This window comes from Paenibacillus qinlingensis (assembly GCF_013204845.1).
Classification (GTDB): Bacteria; Bacillota; Bacilli; order Paenibacillales; family NBRC-103111; genus Paenibacillus_E; species Paenibacillus_E qinlingensis.
Map to the genome: position 1 here is coordinate 424,336 of NZ_JABMKY010000001.1, position 24,998 is coordinate 449,333.

At 42.8% G+C, this 24,998-nt stretch carries 26 protein-coding genes; 5 read left to right on the top strand and 21 right to left on the bottom strand.

Annotated features, from left to right (window positions below):
- Position 1 precedes the first annotated feature (1 nt).
- The 14 genes from HQN88_RS02150 to HQN88_RS02215 form a co-directional block, all read right to left on the bottom strand.
- Positions 2-460 carry a septum formation initiator family protein gene (locus tag HQN88_RS02150; RefSeq protein ID WP_173108593.1) on the bottom strand — a complete coding sequence of 153 codons (459 nt, stop codon included), beginning with the start codon at positions 458-460 and terminating at the stop codon, positions 2-4.
- 18 nt (positions 461-478) lie between these two features.
- A complete protein-coding gene (gene rsmH, locus HQN88_RS02155) occupies positions 479-1,429 on the bottom strand; it encodes a 16S rRNA (cytosine(1402)-N(4))-methyltransferase RsmH (RefSeq protein WP_056612670.1) in 951 nt (316 codons plus the stop codon).
- Positions 1,430-1,498: 69 nt separating this feature from the next.
- A complete protein-coding gene (gene mraZ / locus HQN88_RS02160) occupies positions 1,499-1,936 on the bottom strand; it encodes a division/cell wall cluster transcriptional repressor MraZ (RefSeq protein ID WP_056612672.1) in 438 nt (145 codons plus the stop codon).
- 126 nt (positions 1,937-2,062) lie between these two features.
- The gene (locus HQN88_RS02165; protein ID WP_173108594.1) at positions 2,063-3,145 is read right to left on the bottom strand and encodes a DUF4349 domain-containing protein; all 1,083 of its coding nucleotides are present in this window, start codon (positions 3,143-3,145) and stop codon (positions 2,063-2,065) included.
- Between the two features lie 580 nt (positions 3,146-3,725).
- Positions 3,726-4,988 carry an adenosylhomocysteinase gene (locus tag HQN88_RS02170; protein WP_173108595.1) on the bottom strand — a complete coding sequence of 421 codons (1,263 nt, stop codon included), beginning with the start codon at positions 4,986-4,988 and terminating at the stop codon, positions 3,726-3,728.
- Positions 4,989-4,999: 11 nt separating this feature from the next.
- The gene (gene bshC / locus HQN88_RS02175) at positions 5,000-6,634 is read right to left on the bottom strand and encodes a bacillithiol biosynthesis cysteine-adding enzyme BshC (RefSeq protein ID WP_173108596.1); all 1,635 of its coding nucleotides are present in this window, start codon (positions 6,632-6,634) and stop codon (positions 5,000-5,002) included.
- Positions 6,635-6,791: 157 nt separating this feature from the next.
- Complete coding sequence (locus tag HQN88_RS02180; RefSeq protein WP_173108597.1) at positions 6,792-7,766, bottom strand: ABC transporter ATP-binding protein; 975 nt, start codon at positions 7,764-7,766, stop codon at positions 6,792-6,794.
- A complete protein-coding gene (locus HQN88_RS02185) occupies positions 7,759-8,796 on the bottom strand; it encodes an ABC transporter ATP-binding protein (protein ID WP_057314638.1) in 1,038 nt (345 codons plus the stop codon). The genes HQN88_RS02180 and HQN88_RS02185 overlap by 8 nt, the downstream gene beginning before the upstream one ends.
- 13 nt (positions 8,797-8,809) lie before the next feature.
- Entirely contained in the window at positions 8,810-9,742 is a 933-nt protein-coding gene (locus HQN88_RS02190; RefSeq protein ID WP_171635296.1) for an ABC transporter permease, read from the bottom strand.
- A 4-nt stretch (positions 9,743-9,746) separates the two neighbouring features.
- Positions 9,747-10,679 carry an ABC transporter permease gene (locus HQN88_RS02195; protein ID WP_173108598.1) on the bottom strand — a complete coding sequence of 311 codons (933 nt, stop codon included), beginning with the start codon at positions 10,677-10,679 and terminating at the stop codon, positions 9,747-9,749.
- A 100-nt stretch (positions 10,680-10,779) separates the two neighbouring features.
- Positions 10,780-12,462 (bottom strand): peptide ABC transporter substrate-binding protein, encoded by a 1,683-nt coding sequence (locus tag HQN88_RS02200; RefSeq protein ID WP_173108599.1) that lies wholly within the window; start codon positions 12,460-12,462, stop codon positions 10,780-10,782.
- A 390-nt stretch (positions 12,463-12,852) separates the two neighbouring features.
- Positions 12,853-13,254, bottom strand: a complete 402-nt coding sequence (locus tag HQN88_RS02205; protein WP_246320004.1) for a DUF3397 domain-containing protein — start codon at positions 13,252-13,254, stop codon at positions 12,853-12,855.
- A 13-nt stretch (positions 13,255-13,267) separates the two neighbouring features.
- The gene (locus HQN88_RS02210) at positions 13,268-14,221 is read right to left on the bottom strand and encodes a ketopantoate reductase family protein (protein ID WP_173108600.1); all 954 of its coding nucleotides are present in this window, start codon (positions 14,219-14,221) and stop codon (positions 13,268-13,270) included.
- Positions 14,222-14,323: 102 nt separating this feature from the next.
- On the bottom strand, positions 14,324-14,977 hold the full coding sequence (locus tag HQN88_RS02215; RefSeq protein WP_173108601.1) for an RsfA family transcriptional regulator: 654 nt from the start codon (positions 14,975-14,977) through the stop codon (positions 14,324-14,326).
- 389 nt (positions 14,978-15,366) lie between these two features.
- Here HQN88_RS02215 and HQN88_RS02220 point away from each other — a divergent pair, with 389 nt between their 5' ends.
- A complete protein-coding gene (locus HQN88_RS02220) occupies positions 15,367-15,597 on the top strand; it encodes a DUF2626 domain-containing protein (RefSeq protein ID WP_029196536.1) in 231 nt (76 codons plus the stop codon).
- Positions 15,598-15,629: 32 nt separating this feature from the next.
- Here the strand turns inward: HQN88_RS02220 and HQN88_RS02225 are convergent, their stop codons facing one another.
- Complete coding sequence (locus HQN88_RS02225) at positions 15,630-16,760, bottom strand: class I SAM-dependent methyltransferase (RefSeq protein ID WP_173108602.1); 1,131 nt, start codon at positions 16,758-16,760, stop codon at positions 15,630-15,632.
- A gap of 90 nt (positions 16,761-16,850) precedes the next feature.
- Between HQN88_RS02225 and HQN88_RS02230 the strand changes: the two genes are divergently transcribed.
- The 3 genes from HQN88_RS02230 to HQN88_RS02240 all read left to right on the top strand — a co-directional run bounded on the left by HQN88_RS02230 (position 16,851) and on the right by HQN88_RS02240 (position 19,547).
- Complete coding sequence (locus tag HQN88_RS02230) at positions 16,851-17,819, top strand: hypothetical protein (protein WP_173108603.1); 969 nt, start codon at positions 16,851-16,853, stop codon at positions 17,817-17,819.
- Positions 17,820-17,919: 100 nt separating this feature from the next.
- On the top strand, positions 17,920-19,017 hold the full coding sequence (locus HQN88_RS02235) for a murein hydrolase activator EnvC family protein (RefSeq protein WP_173108604.1): 1,098 nt from the start codon (positions 17,920-17,922) through the stop codon (positions 19,015-19,017).
- 41 nt (positions 19,018-19,058) lie between these two features.
- Positions 19,059-19,547 carry a hypothetical protein gene (locus tag HQN88_RS02240; RefSeq protein ID WP_173108605.1) on the top strand — a complete coding sequence of 163 codons (489 nt, stop codon included), beginning with the start codon at positions 19,059-19,061 and terminating at the stop codon, positions 19,545-19,547.
- 43 nt (positions 19,548-19,590) lie between these two features.
- Here the strand turns inward: HQN88_RS02240 and HQN88_RS02245 are convergent, their stop codons facing one another.
- A complete protein-coding gene (locus HQN88_RS02245; RefSeq protein WP_173108606.1) occupies positions 19,591-20,922 on the bottom strand; it encodes a PhoH family protein in 1,332 nt (443 codons plus the stop codon).
- Positions 20,923-21,035: 113 nt separating this feature from the next.
- Here HQN88_RS02245 and HQN88_RS02250 point away from each other — a divergent pair, with 113 nt between their 5' ends.
- Positions 21,036-21,584: a YhcN/YlaJ family sporulation lipoprotein gene (locus HQN88_RS02250; RefSeq protein ID WP_337995211.1), complete on the top strand. Its 549-nt coding sequence runs from the start codon at positions 21,036-21,038 to the stop codon at positions 21,582-21,584.
- 40 nt (positions 21,585-21,624) lie between these two features.
- Here HQN88_RS02250 and HQN88_RS02255 read toward each other — a convergent pair whose 3' ends face one another.
- The 5 genes from HQN88_RS02255 to typA all read right to left on the bottom strand — a co-directional run bounded on the left by HQN88_RS02255 (position 21,625) and on the right by typA (position 24,959).
- Positions 21,625-21,768: a hypothetical protein gene (locus HQN88_RS02255; protein WP_173108608.1), complete on the bottom strand. Its 144-nt coding sequence runs from the start codon at positions 21,766-21,768 to the stop codon at positions 21,625-21,627.
- A 185-nt stretch (positions 21,769-21,953) separates the two neighbouring features.
- Positions 21,954-22,235 (bottom strand): hypothetical protein, encoded by a 282-nt coding sequence (locus tag HQN88_RS02260; protein WP_173108609.1) that lies wholly within the window; start codon positions 22,233-22,235, stop codon positions 21,954-21,956.
- Between the two features lies 1 nt (position 22,236).
- On the bottom strand, positions 22,237-22,674 hold the full coding sequence (locus HQN88_RS02265; RefSeq protein WP_173108610.1) for a hypothetical protein: 438 nt from the start codon (positions 22,672-22,674) through the stop codon (positions 22,237-22,239).
- A gap of 21 nt (positions 22,675-22,695) precedes the next feature.
- Positions 22,696-22,971, bottom strand: coding sequence for a YlaH-like family protein (locus HQN88_RS02270; protein ID WP_173108867.1), 276 nt, complete (start codon positions 22,969-22,971; stop codon positions 22,696-22,698).
- A 146-nt stretch (positions 22,972-23,117) separates the two neighbouring features.
- Positions 23,118-24,959, bottom strand: a complete 1,842-nt coding sequence (gene typA, locus HQN88_RS02275) for a translational GTPase TypA (protein WP_056609692.1) — start codon at positions 24,957-24,959, stop codon at positions 23,118-23,120.
- Positions 24,960-24,998 lie beyond the last annotated feature (39 nt).

Consider the following 24,998-nt stretch of genomic DNA (forward strand, 5'->3'; position numbering starts at 1 on the left):
ATTACGGTTTAGAAGCTGTTTTCGTACTTTTGCCACTCGTTGTAGCTGTCGTTGTACTAGATTTCGTCTTCGTAGATGCCGTCGATTGCGCTACGACATTACTTTGCTTCACATCTTGTAAATTAAACCCGAGGCGTACTGCTTCCTCTTTTAAACGATCTGGGCTTTGAAGCTTCTCAACTTCTTGCTTAAGGGCACTGTTCTGTGCTTGAATTTCACGTATTTCACCTTGCATTTTCAAAATATTCGCATTCATCTGATAGATCGCAGCAAATCGCCAAATGATCACGCCAGCAACAATAACACAAAGTACAACTGTGAATAAGTAGAGCATTTTCTCTTGCGCTGGCAATGAGGAATTGCGATAAACAACCTTGGTTGTTTCTTTTATCTTAACACGCTGTTGCTGACTCGGTTTGCGTTTCGGATCAAGTGCCAAATTGCCTTGAATGTATGACATCGCTTATTCCTCCCTTGGTCAAAGCTTTTCTGCTATTCTTAATTTTGCCGATCTGGCTCTTTGATTGACTTCTAATTCATGTTCACTAGGTAGAATTGGTTTACGAGTAACCAGTTTCAAATCTCCTGCTTTCTCACAAACGCACATTGGAAAAGCCGGCGGGCACGTACATTTCTCCACATTTTTCACGAAAAACTGTTTGCAAATACGGTCCTCTAAGGAGTGAAATGTAATGACTGCAATGCGTCCTTGAGGCGCCAAACAGTTAAGTGACTGCTGGAGCGCTTCTTCAAATGCGCCTAGTTCATCGTTCACGGCAATTCGTAACGCTTGGAAACTGCGTTTGGCCGGGTGCCCCCCTGTCCGCCTTGCAGCAGCTGGGATCCCCTCTTTGATCAATTCCACGAGTTCACCTGTTGTTTCAATCGTTTTCTTCTCTCTCGCTTCTACAATGACACCAGCAATTCGTCTGGAGAACTTCTCTTCCCCGTATTCGAATAAAACTTTTGCGATTTTGTCAGCAGGCCATTCATTCACGATTGTTTTGGCGGTGAGCAGCGTATCCCGATCCATTCTCATGTCAAGCTCGGCATCATGGTTGTAGCTGAATCCGCGATCACCATCATCCAACTGTGGAGAAGATACACCTAGATCGAACAAAATGCCATCAACCTGGGGCCTTCCATCCTTCATAGCTTTGGGTACACCGCGTAGTACATGCTCAATTTCTCTGAAGTTGCTTTTGATAATGGCAACGCGATCTAGATAGGGTGCAAGCACCGTTTGGGCATTGGCTAATGCAACATCGTCTTGATCAAGGGCAATAAGCAACCCTTCTGGTCCTAGTTTGGAAGCGATAAGCGAGCTATGTCCCGCGCCTCCCATTGTACAATCCACGTAAACGCCATCTGGTTTTATATGTAAACCTTCTACAGATTCTTCTTTAAGTACAGTCACATGATGAAACACTTGTTGTCCTCCTAAAAGTTTCGCCTTGGCAAAACTGACTTCGTAAGCATATTCTTAAACACTACATTTCTATAAATCAAAATTAAAATCGACCAGCTTCTCTGCTATTTCATTGAATGACTGTTCAGACTCATTGGCATAGCTTTCCCAAACTTGCTTACTCCAAATCTCCACACGATTAGAAACACCGATAACGACACAATCTTTTTCTAACTTAGCATGGTCGACGAGATTGCTTGGAATGTTAGCTCTTCCCTGCTTATCAAGCTCACACTCTGTTGCACCAGAGAAAAAAAACCGGGTAAAAGCACGTGCATCTGATTTCATTAATGGCAATGCTTTCAGCTTCTGTTCGAGAATTAACCATTCGGATTGCGGATATACAAATAAGCACTGATCCAAACCACGGGTGATGACAAAAGCTTCGCCAAGGGCTTCACGAAATTTAGCCGGAATGATCATTCGGCCTTTCTCGTCAATGCTATGTTGATATTCACCCATAAACATAGCATCAAGCCCCCCTTTCCCTCCACTTTGTACCACTTTTCACCACATTTGAATCAATATTCGCTAAAAATAAAAGAAATCCTGCTTAGTTAGCAGGATTAATTAATTTTTTTTCGTATTTTAGGTCTATTCTGTGCCTTTTGTTCCTTGTTCTGTATCTTGGGGTGTATTATCAGATACTTGTTGCTCCTTCAGTTGCAACCGCAATTCCCTCAAATGTTGGTTCCGCTTGCGTCTGTATACCCAAATCGGGATGGCAATTAGAAGTAATATCACCAAAACCGGTACCGCGGCAGCAAGGAAAACGAGGACACCTTGCATCACTGCGACCAGAACATTCAGACTAGAGCCCCATGCTTTTTCCACACGTTCCGCTAAAGTTAGTTCATTCGGGTCAGACAGCAACGGTTTTTTACCGGTTTGTTGATACATACGCAGCTCGATGGTGGAATAAGAAACATTTTGATCTAAGTATCGCATCCTGCCTTTGATTTGCTCAATCACCTCTTGTACCTTGGCGAGCTCATTAGAAAATGCGAGTAAATCATCCGTCTTCGATGCTTTCTCCATAAAACTGAGCAATCTGGTTTCAACAAGCTGTTTGGCCGTCAGACGAGAGCTGAGATCAACGTATTCTTCCGTTACATCCTGCCCTTGTACATTTCTTTGGAGCGCAGGGCTTATTTTTTCTAGGCCGTCCAGCATGGACACAAAACCATTCGCTGCGACTTTAATCGTGTATGTTCCACCCTTTTCACCCGTATTCGCACTCTCGGAAAATTGCAAGATGTAAGCGCCGCTTAAAGCAACAAGATCCCGCAGCTGAGTTTGTGCTTTACTATAGTCTTCAACTGGCATCACAAGATTAGCCCGATAAATAAGTTTGCGATTAAAACCAGCTTCTTGATCGTTTCCACTTGCAGGCATCACAACATTTGGCGCAGCCGCCTTTGCATCCGTTGTTGTATCTTTCGTTGTGGATTCCTTCGCCATAGCTGCTGGAGCTGCATTACTTGCTCTTACATCTTTATTTGCAAATTGATCCGCTGTCGCACCGGAAGTTTGCACGCTGTTCATTTCAACTTTTAAATCAGCCTTGGACGCGGATTGTTCGCTCTTGGAGGATGAACTACATCCTGCCAACACACCCAACACCAACATACACATGACGATCATAAGCGCTAGGTTTGCTCTTGTCTTTATCCTCATTTCAACACGCCCCCAATTTCCATTTATAGGTTACACACCCTTCAAACGGAATCTCGAACTCGAAAGTTGCATGGAAACAACGCGGGTTGCAATAAAAAGTGATAAGGAGGTTTGGTTTGGATGAAATGTTACAAATTTTAGAGTGACGCTGACCAGGTTACGAGGCAGTGGAGTGCGGGGTGGCTAGCGTATTGTCGGGGGTGTTGGGGCTTCCTGTCTTACTGAGTTGCTGGGGTTGCTGAAGCCAGTGTGGGTATGAGCCGAGACTTTTAGGAGTTAGCTGGAAAAATTACAGTTATTTTAGTTGAATTTCATTGAAATATTGATTTAGATGTATTTTATGTAGTTAATTATCCCATAATTGCTCAGTTTAACGAAAAACCCTGAATATACCTACAGAAAATCCAGTTAATGTTATAAACTAGTCCATTTCCACTATATTAACTGTACAAAATCCATTTATTCACATTTGACTCCTCATCTACTACCTTCTTCCAACATCAACAACCTCAAAAAAAACCTCCAATCCACATAAGTGGACTAGAGGGCATCATCTTCACTTCAAATCACATCATCTATCCTAGTGCTCATCCCAGCTATCGAGGTAAGCTTTTTGCTCATCTGAGAGAGCATCCACACTCGTACCTAGTGACTCAAGTTTGAAACGAGCAACTTGCTCATCCAGTACATAAGGAACATTGACAACTGTGTTTCCTAAAGATTGATAAGAATCATTCACGTGTTTCAAAGACATCGCTTGAAGCGCAAACGTCATATCCATGATTTCAGCCGGATGACCATCCCCAGCAGCTAGGTTAACTAAGCGACCTTCAGCTAAGATATACACTTTGCGACCATCCGTTAACTGATACTCTTCAATGTTACGACGAACTGTACGCTTTGAAGAAGACAATGCTTCTAACTCAGGTTTGTTTACTTCAACATCAAAGTGACCCGCATTCGAAAGAATCGCGCCGTCTTTCATCACTTTGTAGTGTTCGCCACGGATAACATCGCGGTTACCTGTAACTGTTACAAAGAAATCACCCAATTTGGCAGCTTCGATCATCGGCATCACCGCAAAACCATCCATATACGCCTCAACGCCTTTGATCGCATCGATTTCAGTGACGATTACGTTTGCGCCTAAACCTTTAGCACGCATAGCTACACCTTTACCGCACCAGCCATAGCCAACTACAACGACAGTTTTACCTGCAACTACCAAGTTTGTTGTACGGTTAATGCCATCCCATACAGATTGGCCAGTACCGTAACGATTGTCAAACAAGTATTTACAATAAGCATCATTAACAGCAACCATTGGGAAACCAAGCTTCCCGTCTTTTTCCATCGCTTTCAAGCGAAGAATACCTGTTGTTGTCTCTTCCGCACCACCACGCACATTGACAGCCAAATCTTTACGCTCGGAGTGAAGAAGCGAAACTAGGTCGCCACCGTCATCGATAATAAGATCTGGTTTGGATTCCAAAGATTTAATAAGAAGTTCTTTGTATTCTTCTGGACTTGGGTTGTATTTTGCAAATACAGTGATTCCATCTTCAACAAGCGCCGCACATACATCATCTTGCGTGGAAAGCGGGTTACTCCCCGTGATTGTAACTTCAGCTCCACCTGCTTTAACAACCTTGGCTAAGTAAGCTGTTTTAGCTTCCAAATGCAAGGAGATTGTTACTTTCAATCCTTTGAAAGGCTGTTCTTTCTCAAATTGCTCACGAATTCGATTCAAAACAGGCATATGCGCCTGAACCCAATCAATTTTCAAATGACCATCCGGCGCTAGCGCCATGTCAGTTACAATACTGTTTGTTGCAGTTGTCATCTTTGTTCCTCCTACAAATAATAGATACGATGCGTGCCGTCTACGGGTATTGGTGTCTCAAGTAAATGATGCAACCAAACATTCCCATAACGATTCAGATAAGCACACCCATTATACACTCTTTCTTGTGGCTTGGCTAACGGAAAAATAGTTAGTCGAACACGTTCCAACTGACGGATCGCTGCATCAAATTGCGTATGTGACGCCTCACTTGCCTTATGATGCAAATAATCGATTTGTTCCACGATTTTGGCTAGATTCGTATCTCCAAGCTTTTTGACGCCAGGATTAATTCCACTTAGAGACTCCACAAGGGGAGCGTAAGTGCTAAGGAAGGACTCCTTAACAGTTTCAAACCGTTCGTTGAGCTGAAGCGTATCTTGCGCATCCAACCAGGCTTGCTTCTTCTCATCAAAGCGCTCCAGAACGTCTGTCAACGTGAGCTCGTATTTGTCCATCTGTTTCTTTATCGTACCCTCAATCAAAGTAAATTCCAAACGCGGCACCACAATCGGCATCCGCATACGGAAATTTTCAAAAGCTTGCTTTGTCAGCGCCCAATAAGCAATCTCCCCTGGACCAAGCACGGTCGCCAGAACGGGAAATAAATATTCCTGCATGAGCGGCCGAGACATGACATTATTACTCAACTGATCAGGGGTCGAGATCGCTTTATCACGAAGATCCGCTTTCGTATATCTAACCATTTTTTTCTTATCCGTAAAATATTCGCCCTCACGGTGGAGCAGCAGCCTCGCACCTTCAGCGAAAACAAAGAGATTCGCAGCATCCTCATGAATTTCCGCTTGAATCCCGTAACCCGCTTGACTCACTTCAGCTTGGCTGTGCATTAAAGATGCGGCAAATGATTCATTCTGCTCTACCATGCTTTCGAACATGGATGACTCTAGGGTACGTACCGAAGGCTCATCCGCATCAATTAACACAAGTCCATACTCGCCAAAGAGCATCGCCATCCAACGAGCAAATGCATCTGAAAGGGTTGCGCCATCTCCTGCAGCTGAACGCATTTTATCTAACAAGGACGCTTTGAATTCTGTATCCATTAACGATTGATCCAACTTATTCAATGCCTCTTCCCACGCTTCAGAAGACAGTGGCAGGCGACTCACGGACGTTCTTATACCAGTAGGGTGCTCTACCTTCAATTTCTCAATTTGTTGCGCATTCGAAAGCACATGAACATGATTGACTTCATCGAAGTCGTGATCCTCACCAGCAATCCAGAAAATTGGGACAACTGTTCGTTGCAGCTTGGTACGCCATTCACGCGCCAATTGAATAATGGTGATGGCTTTATATAGAATCATCAATTGACCACCAAACAATCCTGCTTGCTGACCACCAACAATCGCTAGCGTTTGCTGATCTCCTAATGCAGCGATATATTCGAGAGCCATACCTGTATTCCCTACACGTCGATTATAGGCCTCTAGCACCCCTACAAGCTGTTCACGCACGACATGCGGAGCTTCCGCAGCTCCGTCCAGCCAATTCACGCGAGCTTGCCAATCTTCCGCATTGCCAAAATGATAAGGGAACAGCGACTTCGCCTTACCTTTACCCGTTATATAATCTTCCGCTAATGTTTGATTTTTCTTCCATTGAAAAGTTTCCATTTGCATATGCGACTAGTGTCTCCTCTTCATAACAAATAAAACAACTATCTTTTAATTGTACACGGTAGCCCCGAAATCGTCAAAACTGTATTTTTTCTAATTACAATTATGTAACGTTTAGGATAACGAGGAAAAGCCGCCCCTCTTGGGACGGCTAAGCTTATTAGTATAAATGACAAGCAACGAAGTGATTCGGTTCCACTTCTTTGCTAGGCGGCATGGAATCTGCACACTTCGCCATCGCTTGTGGGCAACGCGTACGGAACGGACAACCACTTGGCGGGTTGAGCGGGCTTGGCACGTCACCTTGAAGAATAATACGTTCACGAGTTCGTTCAATCTCTGGATCTGGAATCGGAATCGCAGAAAGCAAGGATTGTGTGTAAGGGTGCAACGGTTTCGCGTAAAGCGCGTCGGACGTTGTCACCTCAACGAGGCTGCCTAAATACATAACCCCGATACGATCGGATATGTGCTTAACCATCGCTAAATCATGCGCGATAAATAGGTAAGTTAAGCCCATTTCCTTTTGTAATCTTTTGAAAAGGTTAACGACCTGCGCTTGAACGGAAACGTCCAAAGCGGAAATCGGCTCATCCGCGATAATGAATTTCGGTTCGATCGCAAGCGCACGAGCAATCCCGATACGTTGTCGTTGACCACCGGAGAATTCATGTGGGAATCGGCTTGCATGCTCATCATTCAAACCAACTGCACGAAGCAATTCCATAACACGTTCTTTACGCTTTGCACCTTTGTATAAGCCGTGGATATCAATTCCTTCAGCAATGATATTCCCGACAGTCATACGCGGGTTCAGGGATGCGTAAGGGTCTTGGAATACCATTTGCATATTCCGGTTGAATTCCTTCAACTTTTTCCCAGTCAGCTTATGAACATCTTCACCATCGAAAATAACTTCGCCTTCTGTCGCGTCATATAGCTTAATGATCGTTCTTCCAGCTGTGGATTTCCCACAACCCGATTCACCAACAAGACCAAACGTTTCACCACGTTTAATTTCTATAGAAAAGTTGTCTACGGCTTTCAAAACCTTGCCGTTCCCAAGATTAAAGTGCTTCTTCATATTGCGAATTTGCAAAATCGGTTGCTCAGACTTAGCCAATGTTTTAGACATGCCTATTACCTCCCACTCCTACAGGACGTTCAACCTTCGGCGCATCCGGGTGAAGTAACCAACAAGCGGCTGAATGTGTTTCAGACAGCACGGAGTGTGCTGGATCTTCTTCCAGACAGTGATTCATCGCATATGGACATCTAGCTGCGAAGGCACACCCTTTCGGTGGAGCGAACAAATCTGGCGGTGTACCCGGAATTGGCACAAGCTCCTCATTCGTGTTCGTATCCAACCGCGGCACTGAACGAAGCAAACCCCATGTATATGGATGCTGTGGCTCATAGAATATTTCATCTACGGTGCCCTGCTCAATAATTTTACCTGCGTACATAACTACAACACGCCCTGCCATGTCAGCAACAACACCAAGATCATGTGTAATCAAGATAATGGATGAGTCCGTTTCAACGGAGATCTTCTTCATCAAATCAATAATTTGAGCCTGAATGGTAACGTCTAGTGCTGTTGTCGGCTCATCCGCAATTAGAAGCTTAGGAGAACATGCGAGCGCAATCGCGATCATGACACGTTGACGCATACCACCGGAAAGTTCGTGTGGATATTGATGAATACGACCCTCAGGCGAGTTAATCCCAACTAACTTAAGAATTTCAATAGCTCGTTCTCTTGCAGCACTTTTACTTAAACCCTCGTGTTTGATCAAACCTTCCGTGATCTGATCACCAATTTTCATCGTTGGATTCAATGAAGTCATTGGATCTTGGAAAATCATGCCCATTTCCGAGCCACGAATTTTCTCCATTTGTCTGTTGGAAAGCTTGGTAATATCCACTTTCCCATCAAACATGATAGAGCCGCTTTTTATATAACTAGGCGGAGTAGGAATTAAACGCATGAGCGTTTGTGCCGTTACGGATTTACCGCAGCCGGATTCACCTACAATCGCCAACACTTCACCTTTTTTCAAAGAAAAAGATACGCCGCGAACAGCTTGAACTTCACCCGCATAAGTCTGGAATGAAACTCTCAAATCTTTCACTTCTAGTAAATTGTCTTTGGTGCTCATCATTATTCACCCCTTCTTACTTGCGCATTTTTGGATCTAGCGCATCACGAAGCCCATCGCCGAGTAGATTGAAGCTCAATAAGATTAAACTGAACACAATCGTCGGGAAAATAAGGCGATGCGGATATAACCGAATATAGTTAGCACCGTCTGACAGCAAGTTACCTAGCGACGCCAGCGGTGGCTTTACACCAAGACCGATAAAGCTCAAGAATGCTTCCGTAAAGATCGCAGATGGCACAACGAATGTGATCTGTACAATGATTATACCAAGTGCATTCGGGATCAAACTACGCATAATTATTCTCATGGGAGAAGCTCCCAATGTACGCGAAGCTAATACGAACTCCTGTTCTTTGAGCGTAAGCATTTGTCCACGAACAAGCCGTGCCATAGGCACCCACCCCGTAATACTGTAGGCGATGATAATGGAAGATACCCCCGAGCCAATAACCATGATTAATAGGATGGCAATCAACAAGAAAGGAATTGCGTAGACGATTTCAATGGAACGTTGCATCACTTCATCAACTTTTCCACCATAATACGCAGAAATCCCACCGTAAATAACACCAACTACTAAATCAATTAATGCTGCTGTAATACCAATAAATAGGGAGATACGAGTACCCCACCAAACACGGGTCCAAACATCTCGACCAAAGTCATCCGTTCCAAAGAAGTGCGAACTGCTTGGTACCGCATTTTTAAGTTTTAAGTTTTGCGTCTGATAATCGTAGCTTGAAACAAATGGAACGATAATCGAAAGTACGATTAAAGCTACCAATATAATTAAGCCAGCCATAGCCAGTCTATTTTTCTTAAGTCGTCTCCATGCGTCCTGCCAATAATTAAGTGAAGGTCGTACAATGACTTCACCAGTTAGAGATTTATTTGAAACGGGAGCAAACTTGTAGTTAGTATCTGTTGATTCATTTGGAGTTTGCATGAATTTATTTCCCGCCTTTCCCAAGACGAATTCTAGGGTCTACTAAGCCATATACAACGTCAGTAATAAAGATAACGACAATCAAAATTGCTGAGTAAAATATAGTCAATCCAGAAATCATCGTATAGTCATTCGAATATACAGACGATACAAAATGTTTACCCAAACCTGGTACACTAAAAATTTGTTCAACAACTAACGTACCTGTGATGACGTTTACAAATATTGGGCCGATGATCGTGATAACCGGCAATATCGCATTACGAATTGTATGCTTAACTACAACTGTCAAAGTTGACAAACCTTTTGATTTCGCTGTTTTAATATAATCTTGATTCAATACATCTAACATGGAAGTACGCATCAACCGAGCAAGAATCGCAATGGTACCGAAGGACAAAGCAATAGCTGGTAATACCTTGTATTCAGGACCTTTCCATAAACCAGCAGGCAAAATTCCCCACTTCACACCTACATAATAGGAAAGCATTGGCCCAAGTACGAAAGATGGAATGGAAACACCTAGGATCGCAATGAACATAGCTGTGTAATCGCCAACTTTATTATGTTTCAAGGCTGCAATAATTCCTAAAGTTAAACCAACTACAATTGCGATTACAATTGAAATCAATCCAAGTTCTAAGGATGATGGGAAAGCTTGTTTGATAATATCTGTAACTTTGTGAGCAGGGAATTGAAAGGAAGCTCCTAGATCGCCATGGATGATATTGTTCATGAATGTCAAGTATTGTTCCCACAATGGCTTATCTAAACCGTATTGCTTCATCAACATATCTCTCGTAGCTTTCGGAATCTTCTCAGCGCCTTCTCCTAGTGGATTACCTGGCAAGTTTTTCATCAGAACGAAAGTAAATGTTGCGATTAGCCATAACGTAATAAGCGCATATAGGAAACGGCGAAGAATGAACTTAATCATATTGCTCCTCCTTTATTAAAATATAAGACAAGAAAGTTAGAAGAGGCCGCTCCCACGAGGTGCGAACGGCCCCTTCTGCTCTAAACTACTTTTTTAAAGATTACTTAACTGAAGCCCATTTCAATTCCCACTCTTGACCAAACGACGGAAGAATCAAACCATTAATTGTTGATTTTTTCAGGTACGCACGAGTACGGAAGTACAATGGAGCTACACCTTGATCATCCATAAGGATTTTCTCAGCTTCAACCAAAGCTTTAGCACGTTTCGTCGTATCTGTTTCTGTTTGAGCGGACTTCACAAGTTTATCGTACTCTGGATTGCTGTAGTCACCTTCATCAAACTCGCCGCCAGTTACCCACATATCCAAGAACGTCATTGGATCGTTGTAATCTGCGCCCCATAGGGAAAGAACGATATCGAAATCTTTTTTGGAGGAAAGCTCGATACGCAATGCATGAGGAACTGGGTTCGCTTCAGCTACGTAACCAAGGTTTTGTTTCCATTGTGCAAGGATAAACTCAAGTGATTTTTTCGCAGTTTCTGTATCATCCGCGTTCACTTTCATTTTTGGAAGTGCAGTTAGACCAAGCTCTTTCAAACCTTCTGCAAGCAAAGTTTTTGCTTTAGCAGCATCGAACTTCGGTTGCGTTTCGCCAGCTGTTTTACGGAATTCACCACCAGCACCGTCAGAAGTACCACCTGGCACTAGACCAGTGGAAGCAACGGAACCATTAGCAAGAACTGTATCTACATAAGCTTGACGATCGATTGCCATACCAAGTGCTTGACGAATTTTTTTGTTCGCAAGCGCTGGTTGTTTCTTCACTTGGTACATCAAGTAGGAGTTCGTCAACTCTGGTTTAGGCAGGTTGTCCGGTTTACCTTTGTACAAAGTCAGTTGATCACGATTGATTTCAGTCAAATCAGCCGCATCAGTTTCATATAGGTTAAGGCCTGTATTTGTGTCTTTAACGATATTGACTGTTGCTTTTGTTAACTTCACATTTGCAGCATCCCAATATTTTTCATTTTTAACAAGCTCAAGTGTTTGGCCATGATCCCATTTGCTCAAGATGAATGGACCTGCACCGATAACTTTGTCAGCTTCAGCGCCGTATTTGTCGCCAGCTTTCGTTACGAAATCTTCACGTTGTGGCAAGAAAGTTCCGAATGCAAGCATTTGTGTAAAGAATGCAACCGGTTTTTCAAGTTTGATTTCAATTTGCTTGTCGCTGATTGCTTTAACGCCAAGTGCATCTTGTGCTTTTTTAACTTCTTCAGGAGTTTTCGCTTTAGTAACAGCTTCTCCACCTTTAATCCAAGCTACTACGAAACTATATTGCCCTTTTGTAGCAGGATCCAATGTACGTTTGAAGGAATAAATGAAATCTTGTGCTTTTACAGGTTGTCCGTCAGACCAGTTCGCGTTGTCGCGAATATCGATCGTGTACGTTAGACCATCAGGAGAGATTTTAGGCATATCTTTTGCAAGACCAGCTACTGCTTTGCCGTCTTTATCTGTACGATATAGACCTTCATTAAATGCGCTAATAAAAGTAAAAGCAGCATTTGCAGTTGCTTTGGAGCTGTCCATAATAGGAGGCTCAGCAGAGAAATTGATTTTAATTTCTTGAGGCTTGTTGGACGCTGGAGCTGAAGTACCTTTAGTACCATCTGTTGGTGATACTGCTGGTGTTTCCTCACTTTTGCCACAACCCACTGCTACGCTACCCATAAGCGTTAATGCTACTGCTGTAGTAACCCACTTTGTCGCTTTCATATAAACTCCTCCTTTAAAATATGTATGTCTAGACATCTATGGCTAGGTGTTTTGTTAGTTTTATTAACATAAACCTTACACCTTTAACCCGGAGATCAATGAAACCGCTTCTTTAATGTTATATAACTTCACTCGAACCTCTGGTAAAAAAATTTACTAGAGTCTACGCAAGGAATTATAACATAAACGATGAGTTTGTCCACAATTAATTTACCTATGACTAAATAACTGGTAAAAAAATTTACTCTCACGGTTTTTAATTATACAACCAACGGTTAATAAAATCTAGACGATTTTGTTTGTTATTTTCTACAAATCTCAAATAAATATTACAAACATCTACTTAATTATTGCCCATAATATCCAAAATCAGGTAACCACATGGAAAAACTATGTTGTAAAAAGGTAGTTTTTACCTATATGAACGAAAAACAACAGAATATATAAGGCCGACAAGCCTACAAAGCTAAGTCGCCAAACAAGCCTGCCCACTTTGATTAAATTAGTTTCCCCTTTCAAATGATTTTGATAACCCCCAATAATACCAAAAGCAATTAATAAGATCAGAACTATTAACCAGAAGCCAAATTGGGTATGAAAAAGTTTGTTCCACATCAAGGATACAGATCCTAGTAGAAACAAAGTTGTGATATCCATAGTAAAACGTGTGGTCATTTTCTTATCCTTCAGAAATAGAAAGATAAGGAACCACACTAGAACAAACGTAATAAATGGTGCTACTGCCAACATGGCATATAAGGTAGATAATAGACTAACGAAACTATTCAGCAAAAAGTTTCACCTCTTAATTTTCTATCGCTTTAATCATTCTATACACCATGCTATTCGCAGGTAGCTCAATGCCCATTTCATTGCCCATCTTCACTAAACTGCCATTTAAATAGTCGACTTCCGTATGGCGTGATGCCTCGATATCTTGCAACATCGAGGAATGATTCGTTTTGGTCGACTCACATACAGCCATAATGGTATCCCATAGCTCAACCGGAAGTTCAACTCCTTTGGCAGCAGCCACATGAAGCGCTTCTTGGTAAAGATCTTGCATAAGAGACAGAGTCCATGTCGAACGGAGTAATTCACCATTTTGTACACGTAAAATGGCGGTGAGTGGGTTAATGACCACATTCACAACTAATTTACTCCAGATTCTGACTCCCATATTTTTCGACAATTCCGCACGAAATCCTGCTAACTCCAACATCTGCACAATGAAAATATGTTGATTATCTGGGGCAGGAAGATTATTCGGTTCTAACGCCCCTAAATATGTGATACCATGCCCCGTATGATTGACAGATGTAGGACTAGTTCGCTTAGCCCCTTCAGTTGTTACCGCAAATAAAAGCTTATTCCATCCGATGGCTTGGCCTAATTTCACTTCATGACCCATGCCATTTTGAAAACATATTAGGTAAGTGTGACGTGTCATTTGGCTTTGAATATAGTTGATAAGCTCTGATGATATCGCCGTCTGCTTCACCATCAGGAAGATATAATCGACTTGTTGCGCAAGTGGAACACTAGCTTCACCCGTCTCTTCGGAATAGCTATGGAATACGATCGGCCTCTCCGCCTTCGCTTCTAGTGGCTCCATCCCAATGATTTGGATACCAGTCTCCGCCAATTTAATAGCTTGATCTTCAGACCTTGTTACTACTGTTAAATGCGAACAAATAGGGGCAAGCTTAGCGGCAAAAAGAAGTCCAAGAGAGCCAGCACCGATGATCATAATATGCATGCAATAACCACCTTTATTTATGTACCCACTATTATACAGCAAAAAAGCCGCAAACCAAGGCTCACCTTGATTTGCAGCTTTTCATTCTAAGCGATTTAATAATTAATCGACTCTTTCCAAATTACCATTTGCATCCATTTTGAAGCGCGGCTTCTCTTCTTCCTCTTCCTCTACGAGAAAGGCCATTTTCCTGGCACGGTCCATGATTTGAATAAGCGCTTTATAATCATCATTCACGACGCGATAATCGGTTTCAACTTCATTTACTTGTTTATTCAGCTTATTATTTTCTCTGCCAAGTCTATCGAGTTCGTCCTCTTTGTCCTGCAGTTCTTTTTCCAACGTTTTAATATGACGATTCATATCCTGATAGGTACTGCGCCATTGCCGTAAGAAACGAATGACTGCATCGATAGACAGCGTCTCTTCAGTAAACACTTCATTCTTGCCCGAAGATACATCTGGACTATCAAGTAAACCAATGGATGAAGATCCCGAAATTGAAACAGGTGCATGCTTTTTCAGCTGTGTCCGTTTCTGACGCTGTGCTTTCGCAATTTGAATGGCTGCTTCATATTTCTTCCGAACAAAGCTGTTCCAGCGAAACCCACATGCGGCCGCTGTTCGTCCAATGCGCTCGCCAACTTCCTCAAACGCAGATAATTGTGTACTTCCTTCTCGGATATGACGCAATGTCAACTCCGCTAAAATTAAGTCGTCTTCATCGCTCCAAGCATCTTGTCTAATTGCCGACATAAGGCCAAACCTCCTAACAAATTATAGGGATCTTTGGTCCGAGAGCAAAGTCTCTCCTTTTCGGGAGCTTTGATTACTGATCAAATTCTCTCCTACCCGCGGATACATCATAAAGAAGAATCAATTAGTCAGACAGGTATCAATTGATTCGTTGCCATTATTACTATTTCTATGCCCGTACTAGAGTTCATAGAATCTATTTGATACTAAATGGTATTGCCAAATTTTTTGACCCTCATACATGGGATTCGTATAAAAAGACATACTACGTCTATATGATGAAATGTTTTCAATTTCGTCACCGTTTGACGGTTTACACCAATAAGATCAAACGGTATAATGTGTTGTAGTTATTGTGCAACGTGGTACGAGAGGGGGATGTAACGAGAATGGATCGCATGTTTCGGGTTCTAGGTTTTTGGACACTTGTTATCGCACTAATGAGCTTAGCTGGCGATATGATACCTATGTCTCTGATTTTCTTTTTTCAAACTGCCGTATTCGTTATTCTAGGCTATATGCGCTTGTCAGAACGTACTTACATATTGCTGTTCTGGGGATACATGATTATCTCCTTCAGCGGATTTACGTATTGGTCATTTTTCAAAATGTCCGTCTAACGCAGATAACAAACAAAAAGGTGAATCGGCAATTATGCCGGTTCACCTTTTTTAATGGCAATAAACACTTTAAACAATTCACTCATCCCGTCACTCAACAGTAATTGTCGGATTGAACGATTTCTTTTGGACACATCACTAAATGGATTTGGATCAAAATGATTTTGCAACTTTTCCAATATGCCCTGCTCGACTAAAAACTGACGCTGTGTCTGAAACACATACGGCTCAAATCCCGCGGAAATCGCAGCCTCCTGACACATGCTGAAATTAACGTGTGCCGTAATGTCCTGATCACCTGGATCAATAAAAGGATTGTCGTGCGCTTCGTGCTTCCGATAGCACATTAATGTCCCCTGATGCCGATGAGAGGCGTACAATTCCTCCTCTACATCGCCATAGTCAATTGCAATAACGCAACCGCTTCGAATCCGTTCCGAAAGTCGGACATACCAATCTACTGCCTCTAGATTCCATTCACTCATCTGTCCTTCTTGCCATTGAACTTCTAATGTATTTAGATAGTCTAATATGCGTCCAGGTCGAAGAGGTAACCATTTCTCTTGTAAATGTGGCTCTTGTTCCTGCCATATCACATAAGATTCATGAAAGACACCTTCTTTGTACTGCAGGCGATGAACCGGGAATGCATCCAGCAATTCATTGGCCAACACATACACATGATCGCGCGGAGGCTCACTCAACCATGCTGTTTCATCCAAGAAACGTATTCGCTCCACGTGCTCAACAAGCCTTTCTAGTTGCAATTGGCGATGATAGGCACTCGATTCAATAAGCGTATACGTCATACATTCATAGACATCGGGGGCAGCCCGCTTCATTTCATCAAGTAATTGGCCTGCCATTCGCCCATTGCCTCCCCCCCATTCAACGATTTCAAATTGAGTAGGCTGATTGGTTTGAGTTTGCAGATGGTTATATATGAAAGAGGCCACCATTTCGCCCATTACGGTCCCTATGGAAGAGCTAGTATAGAAATCTCCTTGTTTCCCTATCTTTATTTGGTCCTTCCGGTAATAACCAACTGTTTCCTGGTATAAGCATATCTCCATATAGTCTCGAAAGGAGATTCTTTGATCTACAGTCGAACAAATACGTTCCTTCAGTACCGCGACAACGCTAGTAGGCTCTAGTTGATTCACGATTATAAAACCCCCATTTCTTTACTTACAGACAAATGAATAGGAAACCCTTATAATGAAAAAGGATTATGGAAGGAGAGACAGCCCAGCATGACAAAGAAGTGGATTACCCTAACAGCGATAACGGCAATTGGCCTAGTCTCGTTGACCGCATGTACAGACAACACACAAGTTAAAGAAGCATTTCAGCAATCCGTAAACAAACAATCGGAATTAAAATCTTATACTTTCGATGGTAGCACGACTCTCGCGATCAGTGATGGTTTGATGAAATCAGCTAACCCTCTTACCAACGGGTTGTTAGCTTTGATCAGAGAAAGCACAATTACGTGGAAGGGCATTAGCCAAGTTGACCCCCTCCAATATCAATCCGACTTACGCGTGACACCGAAGGGATCTACATCCCCCATCGACATACCAATTCTCATTAAAGATAGCAAATTGTATTTTAATATGCCAGCCTTAAATAAGACAGGGGATGAGTTCTATGCGATAGATTTACAAAAAATGAGCAGCACAACGGCTAGTCCCCTTAAAGCTGACACATTGAAAAATACACCACAAGTTTCTACCGCGCTTACGAAATTGATTTTCGAAGGAATCGATGCGAAGTGGTTTAAGCAGGCCAAAGACCCTATTAAACTAACTGACGGTTCTACAGCTAAATCGATTCAAGTTGATCTGACTACAAAAAATGCAAAAGAAATCAACACGCAATTCCAAGCCAAGTTGCCAGAGTTCATTGGCACTTTACAAACAAATGGCTTGTTAACAGCCGACAAAGCAGAAGCACTCAAGAAAAATGGCATGGCTTCTATAGCGCTTAAAGCACCAAGCAGTATGAAGATCGCAATAGATGATCAAGGCTTTATTCGTGATCAGACGCTGGATATCACGTTCTCAGTGACACTAGATGGCAAAGTCCTCGACAATCACATTACACTTCATCAAACTACTGATGCCATTAATCAAGGTGCGCCTCTAACAAAAGAAATTCCTGCTAAAGTCAAGAGTTTTGATGATATTCTCAAGCTTTTAACACCGGCAGCAAAAAAATAGGAACAAGGTTAAATACTTACCTTTCCCCAAAGGTAAGTATTTTTTTGTGCTTCATTTAATAGAAATATGATAATCTATTCATAGGGGGAGAATACCATCAATGAATTCTAAAAAACTCACAGCCTTGCTGTTGTCCATTGTTTTGCTATTGCAACTCACTTTGCCTACTGGAGGCGCCTTGGCTGAAGAAATCAAATCATCTCAAGATGAAGCTAAGGAATTGCTGCAGAAAGGGCTCACTATTTTCGAAATCGATAAAGAGGTTGCTCGTCTTAACGAGCAGGATGCCAAAATAGGTGAGCAGATCAAACAGAATGAACAAGATATCGTTAAGCAAAACGGTAATGTGGAAGCAACTCGCAAGCATGCTGGCAAAGTGCTTCGCGCGTACTATACAGGAGACCGAGATTCGATCTGGATGCTTCTCTTCGCGGCAAATTCCTTTACCGATGTCTTGCGTATGTTCGAGTATTTACAGATGATTATCACGAATGACCATCGCTCACTAGCGAAGTTTACGGATTCCTTTCAGAAACTCACCAAGTTACAAACGGAACTCGCGAATTCACGAACTGAGCTGCAAGTTACCAAAGATAAATTCCTACAACAGCGCGAGAGACTCGTTAAGCTTCAAGAAGAACTGGACAAACAGCTTGCTGTCAGTGCACAAGCTCAGGTTATTGCATCCCAAATCAAAAGTTTGAATGATCAGTGGAAGCAAGAAGGCTTACCTTTGGCCAGAGATTACTTAGACAATTTATCCATGGCTTTCCGCGAGTTACCCCAATTCTTGATGCAAGACAGCAAGTATATTAGCATGACATCAACAACACCAGTCATCAATCTCACAGATGCAGATTTTAATATCTATCTTCACTCCAAGAGTGAGCTTCTGAAAACGTTGAATTTTGAATTCAAAGATGGATCTATGGTCGCCACAGGCAAAAAGGGCGAATTGCAGATAGCCATACAAGGAAATTTCGTCCTTCTTACCAACGCTGAAAATTTGAATGAAATACGATTTGTTGTTGATAATCTTGAATTTAACAACTTCAAGTTGCCTGATACGACCATTGCAGACTTTACGAAGGAATTTTCACTAGGTTTTGTACCGAAAAAAGTAGTGAGCTACCTCGATGTGATCAGTGTCGAAACCAAAAAAGGCGTGGCAGTTGTGAAACTCAAATTATCTCTGTAAACTAGTAGGGATCATGCATGGAAAAGTGAGGAACAACAAAAATGGAATCTAAAATTGGTCTTATGATGGATCTGCCCGACGGAAAAATACCTGGCTTCTATGCCCAAATCGTCAAAGCGCTTGCCGGCAAAGTCGAGTTATTCGATCGCGATAAAGAAATGCTGATTGTTAGCAATGAAGAGCAACAACGCGCTGCACTTGAAGTCATGGCCCATTTTAATATTGAAACCACACTAATGGAGCTTCGTTTGTTAGTTGAAGATGCAGAGTTGACGGATTTGTTCAGTGACTACGGGTTCACTAGTCGTGCAGAACATAACTATTTATACGATAAAATCGTGATCCCTTTCCGTTTTACTGCGAATAGTCCCTCTGTCGAAGTTGATCAAGCTGCCCTTCAGGTTGAAGAGCATCTCATCGCCCAGTACAAAGATGGCGGCCACGACGTGTACGTTGTTGATCGACAGCTCGAAGAACTCATGCACGGAATTGCCAAAGCTTATCGCTGCGGCATCGAAATCCTTCGATAACGCAGCAAAAAGCCCACATCGGCTGATGTGGGCTTTTCTCTATTTAGAGCAAATCTGCTGCCAATTGAGCCAGATGCGAGCGTTCGCCGCGCTCCAGCGTGATATGTCCGCTTATACCTTCCTGTTTAAAGCGTTCTACCACATACGTAAGCCCATTACTGGATGCATCTAGGTACGGATGGTCAATTTGATCCGGATCACCGAGGAGAACGATTTTACTGCCTTCCCCAACACGAGATACAATCGTTTTCACTTCGTGTTTAGAAAGGTTCTGCGCTTCATCGATAATAATAAATTGACCAGGTATGGAACGTCCACGAATATACGTTAACGCCTCCACTTGAATACTGCCGAGACCGGCAAGTATTTTTTCAATATCGCCTGGTTTTTTAGTATCGAACAAGTATTCCAAATTATCATAGATCGGCTGCATCCAAGGGCGCAGCTTTTCATCTTTTTCACCAGGCAGGTAACCAATATCCTTGCCCATCGGGACGACCGGACGAGCAATTAACAGTTTCTTATATTTGCGATCATCCTCAATTTTCATGAGCCCCGCAGCTAACGTAAGCAGCGTTTTACCTGTACCCGCTTTCCCAGTTAGGGTGACGAGCGGGATATCGTCATTGAGCAAAAGCTCAAGAGCCATTCGCTGCTGCGCATTGCGCGCGGCAATTCCCCAGATGGGATCATTACTCATGTAAAGCGGCTCAAGTTTTTTGGCATCCGGTGTAACTTTGAGCAGTGCGGACTTGGAAGAGCCCAGCTCATCGCGCAGGATTACGAATTCGTGCGGATGCAGCATATAGCTCAAATTAAGTGAAGTCACGGTCAAGAAGCGATATGAATAAAACTCATCAATGATCGAAGGGTGAACAAAAAGCGTGATATACCCCGTATACATATCGGTTTGAGCCACAATCCGATCTGTTAAGTAATCCTGTGCTGGGATTCCTAGTACATCCGCCTTAATTCGGACCAACGTATCTTTGCTAACAATAACAACAGGTCTAGTCACATCATTTTCTTGTTCTTCCAAATGGTAATTCAATGCAACCGCTAGAATACGATTGTCGTTCGTTAATTCAGCAAACGTATCTTGCAGCTTCGCAAAGCTGCGATGGTTAAGCTCCACTTTAATGCTGCCGCCATGTCCAAGTGTAATGCCGTCAGATAAATTGCCTTTGGCTCTTAATCCGTCTAGCAATCTCGAGACATGTCTGGCATTGCGACCGATTTCATCCGCATTTCGTTTCTTAGAATCGATTTCTTCCAACACCACGGCGGGTATGACCACTTCATTATCTTCAAATGCGAATAAAGCATTGGGGTCCTGAAGCAGTACATTGGTATCTAACACGTAAATTTTTTTCATTGGTGTGTCCCCTCCCAGATTTGGCGTTAGATCATTGGTTATATTCATACATACAACCTAACTGTACAGGACAAACTAAACGCGAGATTCAAGGAAAGAAGGGAACGATTCTGGTGAGACTAATATACGTATGCGGACTGATATTGATCCTCGCGGTAGGCTGCAGTCAAGCGCCGAAAAGTGGTGCCCCCTCTCAAGATACGAATCAAAAGCAAGTAAAAGTTCAACAAATTGCTCCGCAAAAGCTAGAAATCAAAGATTCTAAGGCGGTTGCAGCGCATTTGGAAAACCTAGCATTGGGTATCCCTCAGGTTGAAAGCGCACATTGCGTCGTCTTCGGCAATACAGCTGTCGTCGGCATTAATATTAAGAAGGAGCTTGATCGAGCGAGAGTCGGAACCGTTAAATATTCGGTGGCCGAAGCACTCAAGAAGGATCCTTATGGCGTGAATGCCATCGTTACAGCTGATATGGATTTAGATCAACGCTTACGCAACATCCGGGATAACATTCAAGCAGGAAGACCTATACAAGGCTTTGCAGAACAAATGGCTGATATCGTTGGTCGTGTGATGCCACAACTGCCACGTGATATCCGCAATGATCCAGATATCGATAACGCAGGTCCTAGTGGGGACAGCCCTCAGGTTCCAGCCCGATAAATTGCTGAAGATGACAAAAAGCCTGACTGCAGACGCAGATCTAGGCTTTTTTTATCGCATCAAAAACTCGGCCGAGTGAAAATTGGGCATCTCGGCTCTCACAAGCTTTCGCATATTCGGCTGTATTCATCATGTGGGCGCTATCTGTCCATTGCATCGGTGCAGCTGTTAGAAGTTCAGCCATATCGTTTGCGCCTCCTACTAGGTGGTTGAAAACGCTCCTTACACTTACAGTATAGCATAGTGAGTGCCAAGCGTTCCACCATTATGTATCTATTTTCAAATCAACGGGCACTCCTTATTTGCCCAGATATATTTAAGTGTACGTTGATTTGTTAAAGTTATGTCCACGTTCCCAGCGTTACAGCACTATTGATTATTGTAAATGGGATTCGAGTTGATATCATCCAACAGCTTCTCCGCACTCTCGCGATCGAAACAATGCTTGTGATACTCCCCTTCATGGTCATAGCCAATCCATATTTTCATCGGATCTTCGATCGGCAGCACTTCTAGATTACTAACTCCGTGATCTTCAACTATTATAAGTGCAAAAAAATCCAGCGTTTCCTTCGCCGCTTCATCCTCAGGACGAGCCTGGGACACAATATGCATTTGCAACCAATTGAAAAAAGCATCCCCTAGCTTCATTTCATCGTCCATCCTCTCTTAGTAGAACAACATCATATCCAGCATCTAACCAATCCATCCATTGTTTGATCCAAATGCTATGCATCCTATAGCTAGTTTCCCGATGTTCATCCATTGCGATTAGCAAACCTTTCGCCTCTCGCTTAGTCAACAAACGGTCCAGAAAGGCTTCTGCGCAGTGCGATAGATAGAATGGCTCACCATTAAATACAAGGTTACCTTCATGCGTTAAATCTAATTCTACGAGGTCTGATCCACACATCTCTTCATCATCACTGAGCAGGAGGCTCGCTTTAAACATCTGGAGTAAGCGAGGATGTTGCTGGCCTGCTAGCTGGCGGAACGATTCGAATTCTGCGTCAGGCAGGCAGCTCATACGCTCAGCCCCCAACACGAGCGGCGAATAACTGAGAATAGGTGTTAACCAATATCGCGTCATAAGGCATGGACTCCTTACTTGTTATGTCGGCCTTTTGCCGGTTCTTTTTTCAATAAAATAGCGGATTCTAACCATGAACATCAAAGAAATCGCTACAGCCAAGCAAAGTACAATGGGCAAGCCTACGATTTGGAATACGAGGAGCATCACGGAACCGATTGCTAACAACACATAGATTAGAGCTGCTTTAAGCACTGGCAGCTTGCGGGTACGAAACACTTTATTGTACACATAGGACATAAAAACAAAGATTAATAGATACGTAATCAAGAGGTGATTGGCAAACCATTCATTCAGGGCAGTCAACGAACATACACTCCATTTCATTAATAGGTTAAGTCATCCAATGTAAGTCATTCCTCATTATCCCTTAAAACGACAATAAAATAAAGGGAAATGCGGCTAGAAAGCCCACATTTCCCTTTATTCGAATACTTTGTGAATTAAACGTTAGCTTCCGCTGTTTTGCGGTGCTTCTCAGCACGCTCGCGCTCGCTCTTGTTCAGAATCTTTTTACGGATACGAACCGATTTAGGTGTAATTTCACAATACTCATCATCATTCAAGTACTCAAGAGCTTGCTCCAAAGAGTACGAGCGAGGTGTTTTCATTTTTACTGTTTCTTCTTTATTTGCGGAACGAATGTTGTTAACCGCTTTTTCTTTACAAATGTTAACGATGATATCATTGTCACGTGTATGCTCACCAACAACCATACCTTCGTAAACTTCTGTTTGCGGATGAACGAACAAGATACCGCGATCTTCGACAGAAAGAATTCCATATAATGTAGATACGCCGGATTCACTGGAAACGAGTACGCCTTCGTGACGTCCGCCAACGCCTGCTCCTTGGTATGGACCATAGCTGTCAAAAGCATGGTTCATAATTCCGTAGCCGCGAGTAAGCGTTAGGAAGTTCGTTCTGTAACCGATCAAACCGCGTGCTGGGATCTTGAACTCTAGACGAACGTTACCGCTGCCGTTGTTGATCATGTTGACCATTTCGGCTTTACGAGAACCTAAGCTCTCCATAACGGAACCCATGCTGTCTTCTGGAACGTCGATGATCAAATGCTCAATCGGTTCCATTTTTTGTCCGTCGATTTGACGAATGATAACTTCTGGTTTGGAAACTTGTAATTCAAAGCCTTCACGACGCATGTTTTCAATCAAAATACCTAAGTGAAGCTCACCGCGGCCCGATACTACGAAAGCGTCAGGGCTATCCGTATCTTCAACACGAAGGGAAACGTCTGTTTCAAGTTCTTTATAAAGACGCTCACGGATTTTACGGGAAGTAACCCATTTACCTTCACGACCCGCGAATGGCGAGTTGTTTACGATAAATGTCATTTGAAGCGTTGGCTCATCGATTTTCAAGACTGGCAATGCTTCTGGGTTCGCAGGATCTGCTACCGTTTCACCAATGTTAATATCTTTGATACCTGCAATGGCAATGATGTCCCCTGCAGCTGCTTCTTCAATCTCAATACGCTTCAAACCACTGAATCCAAAAAGCTTCTCGATTCTAGCTTGTTTTTGTCCGCCTTCACGAGTCATAACCGTAACAGTTTGACCTTGACGGATTTTACCGCGGTTCACACGGCCTACACCGATACGACCCAAGTACTCATTGTAATCCATCAATGTAACTAGGAATTGAAGAGGTTGCTCAACATCTTCCGTTGGAGCTGGAATGTGTTGTACGACTGTTTCATAGATAGCTTCCATGTTATCATCTTGTTTCTCTGGATCTAGACTTGAAGTCCCTTGCAATGCGGAAGCATATACAACGTGGAAATCAAGTTGCTCGTCAGTAGCACCAAGTTCAATGAACAAGTCTAGAACTTCATCAACAACTTCTTGTGGACGAGCGTTCGGACGGTCAATTTTGTTTACAACAACAACTGGGGATAGGTTGCTCTCAAGCGCTTTACGTAGAACGAATTTCGTTTGTGGCATTGTACCTTCGAAAGCATCAACAACCAACAATACGCCGTCTACCATTTTCATGATACGTTCAACTTCTCCGCCGAAGTCAGCATGCCCTGGTGTATCTACAATGTTAATCAAGTAATCTTTATAGTTAATCGCCGTATTTTTGGCAAGGATGGTAATACCGCGCTCTCTCTCTAGATCATTGGAGTCCATCGCTCTTTCTTGAATAGCTTCGTTATCGCGGAATGTTCCGGATTGTTGAAGCAATTTATCTACGAGTGTTGTTTTACCGTGGTCAACGTGTGCGATAATGGCAATGTTGCGAATCTTGTCTCTTGCATGCATGAATGTCAAACCCTCTCTACCCTATAATTTTCGTCTCTG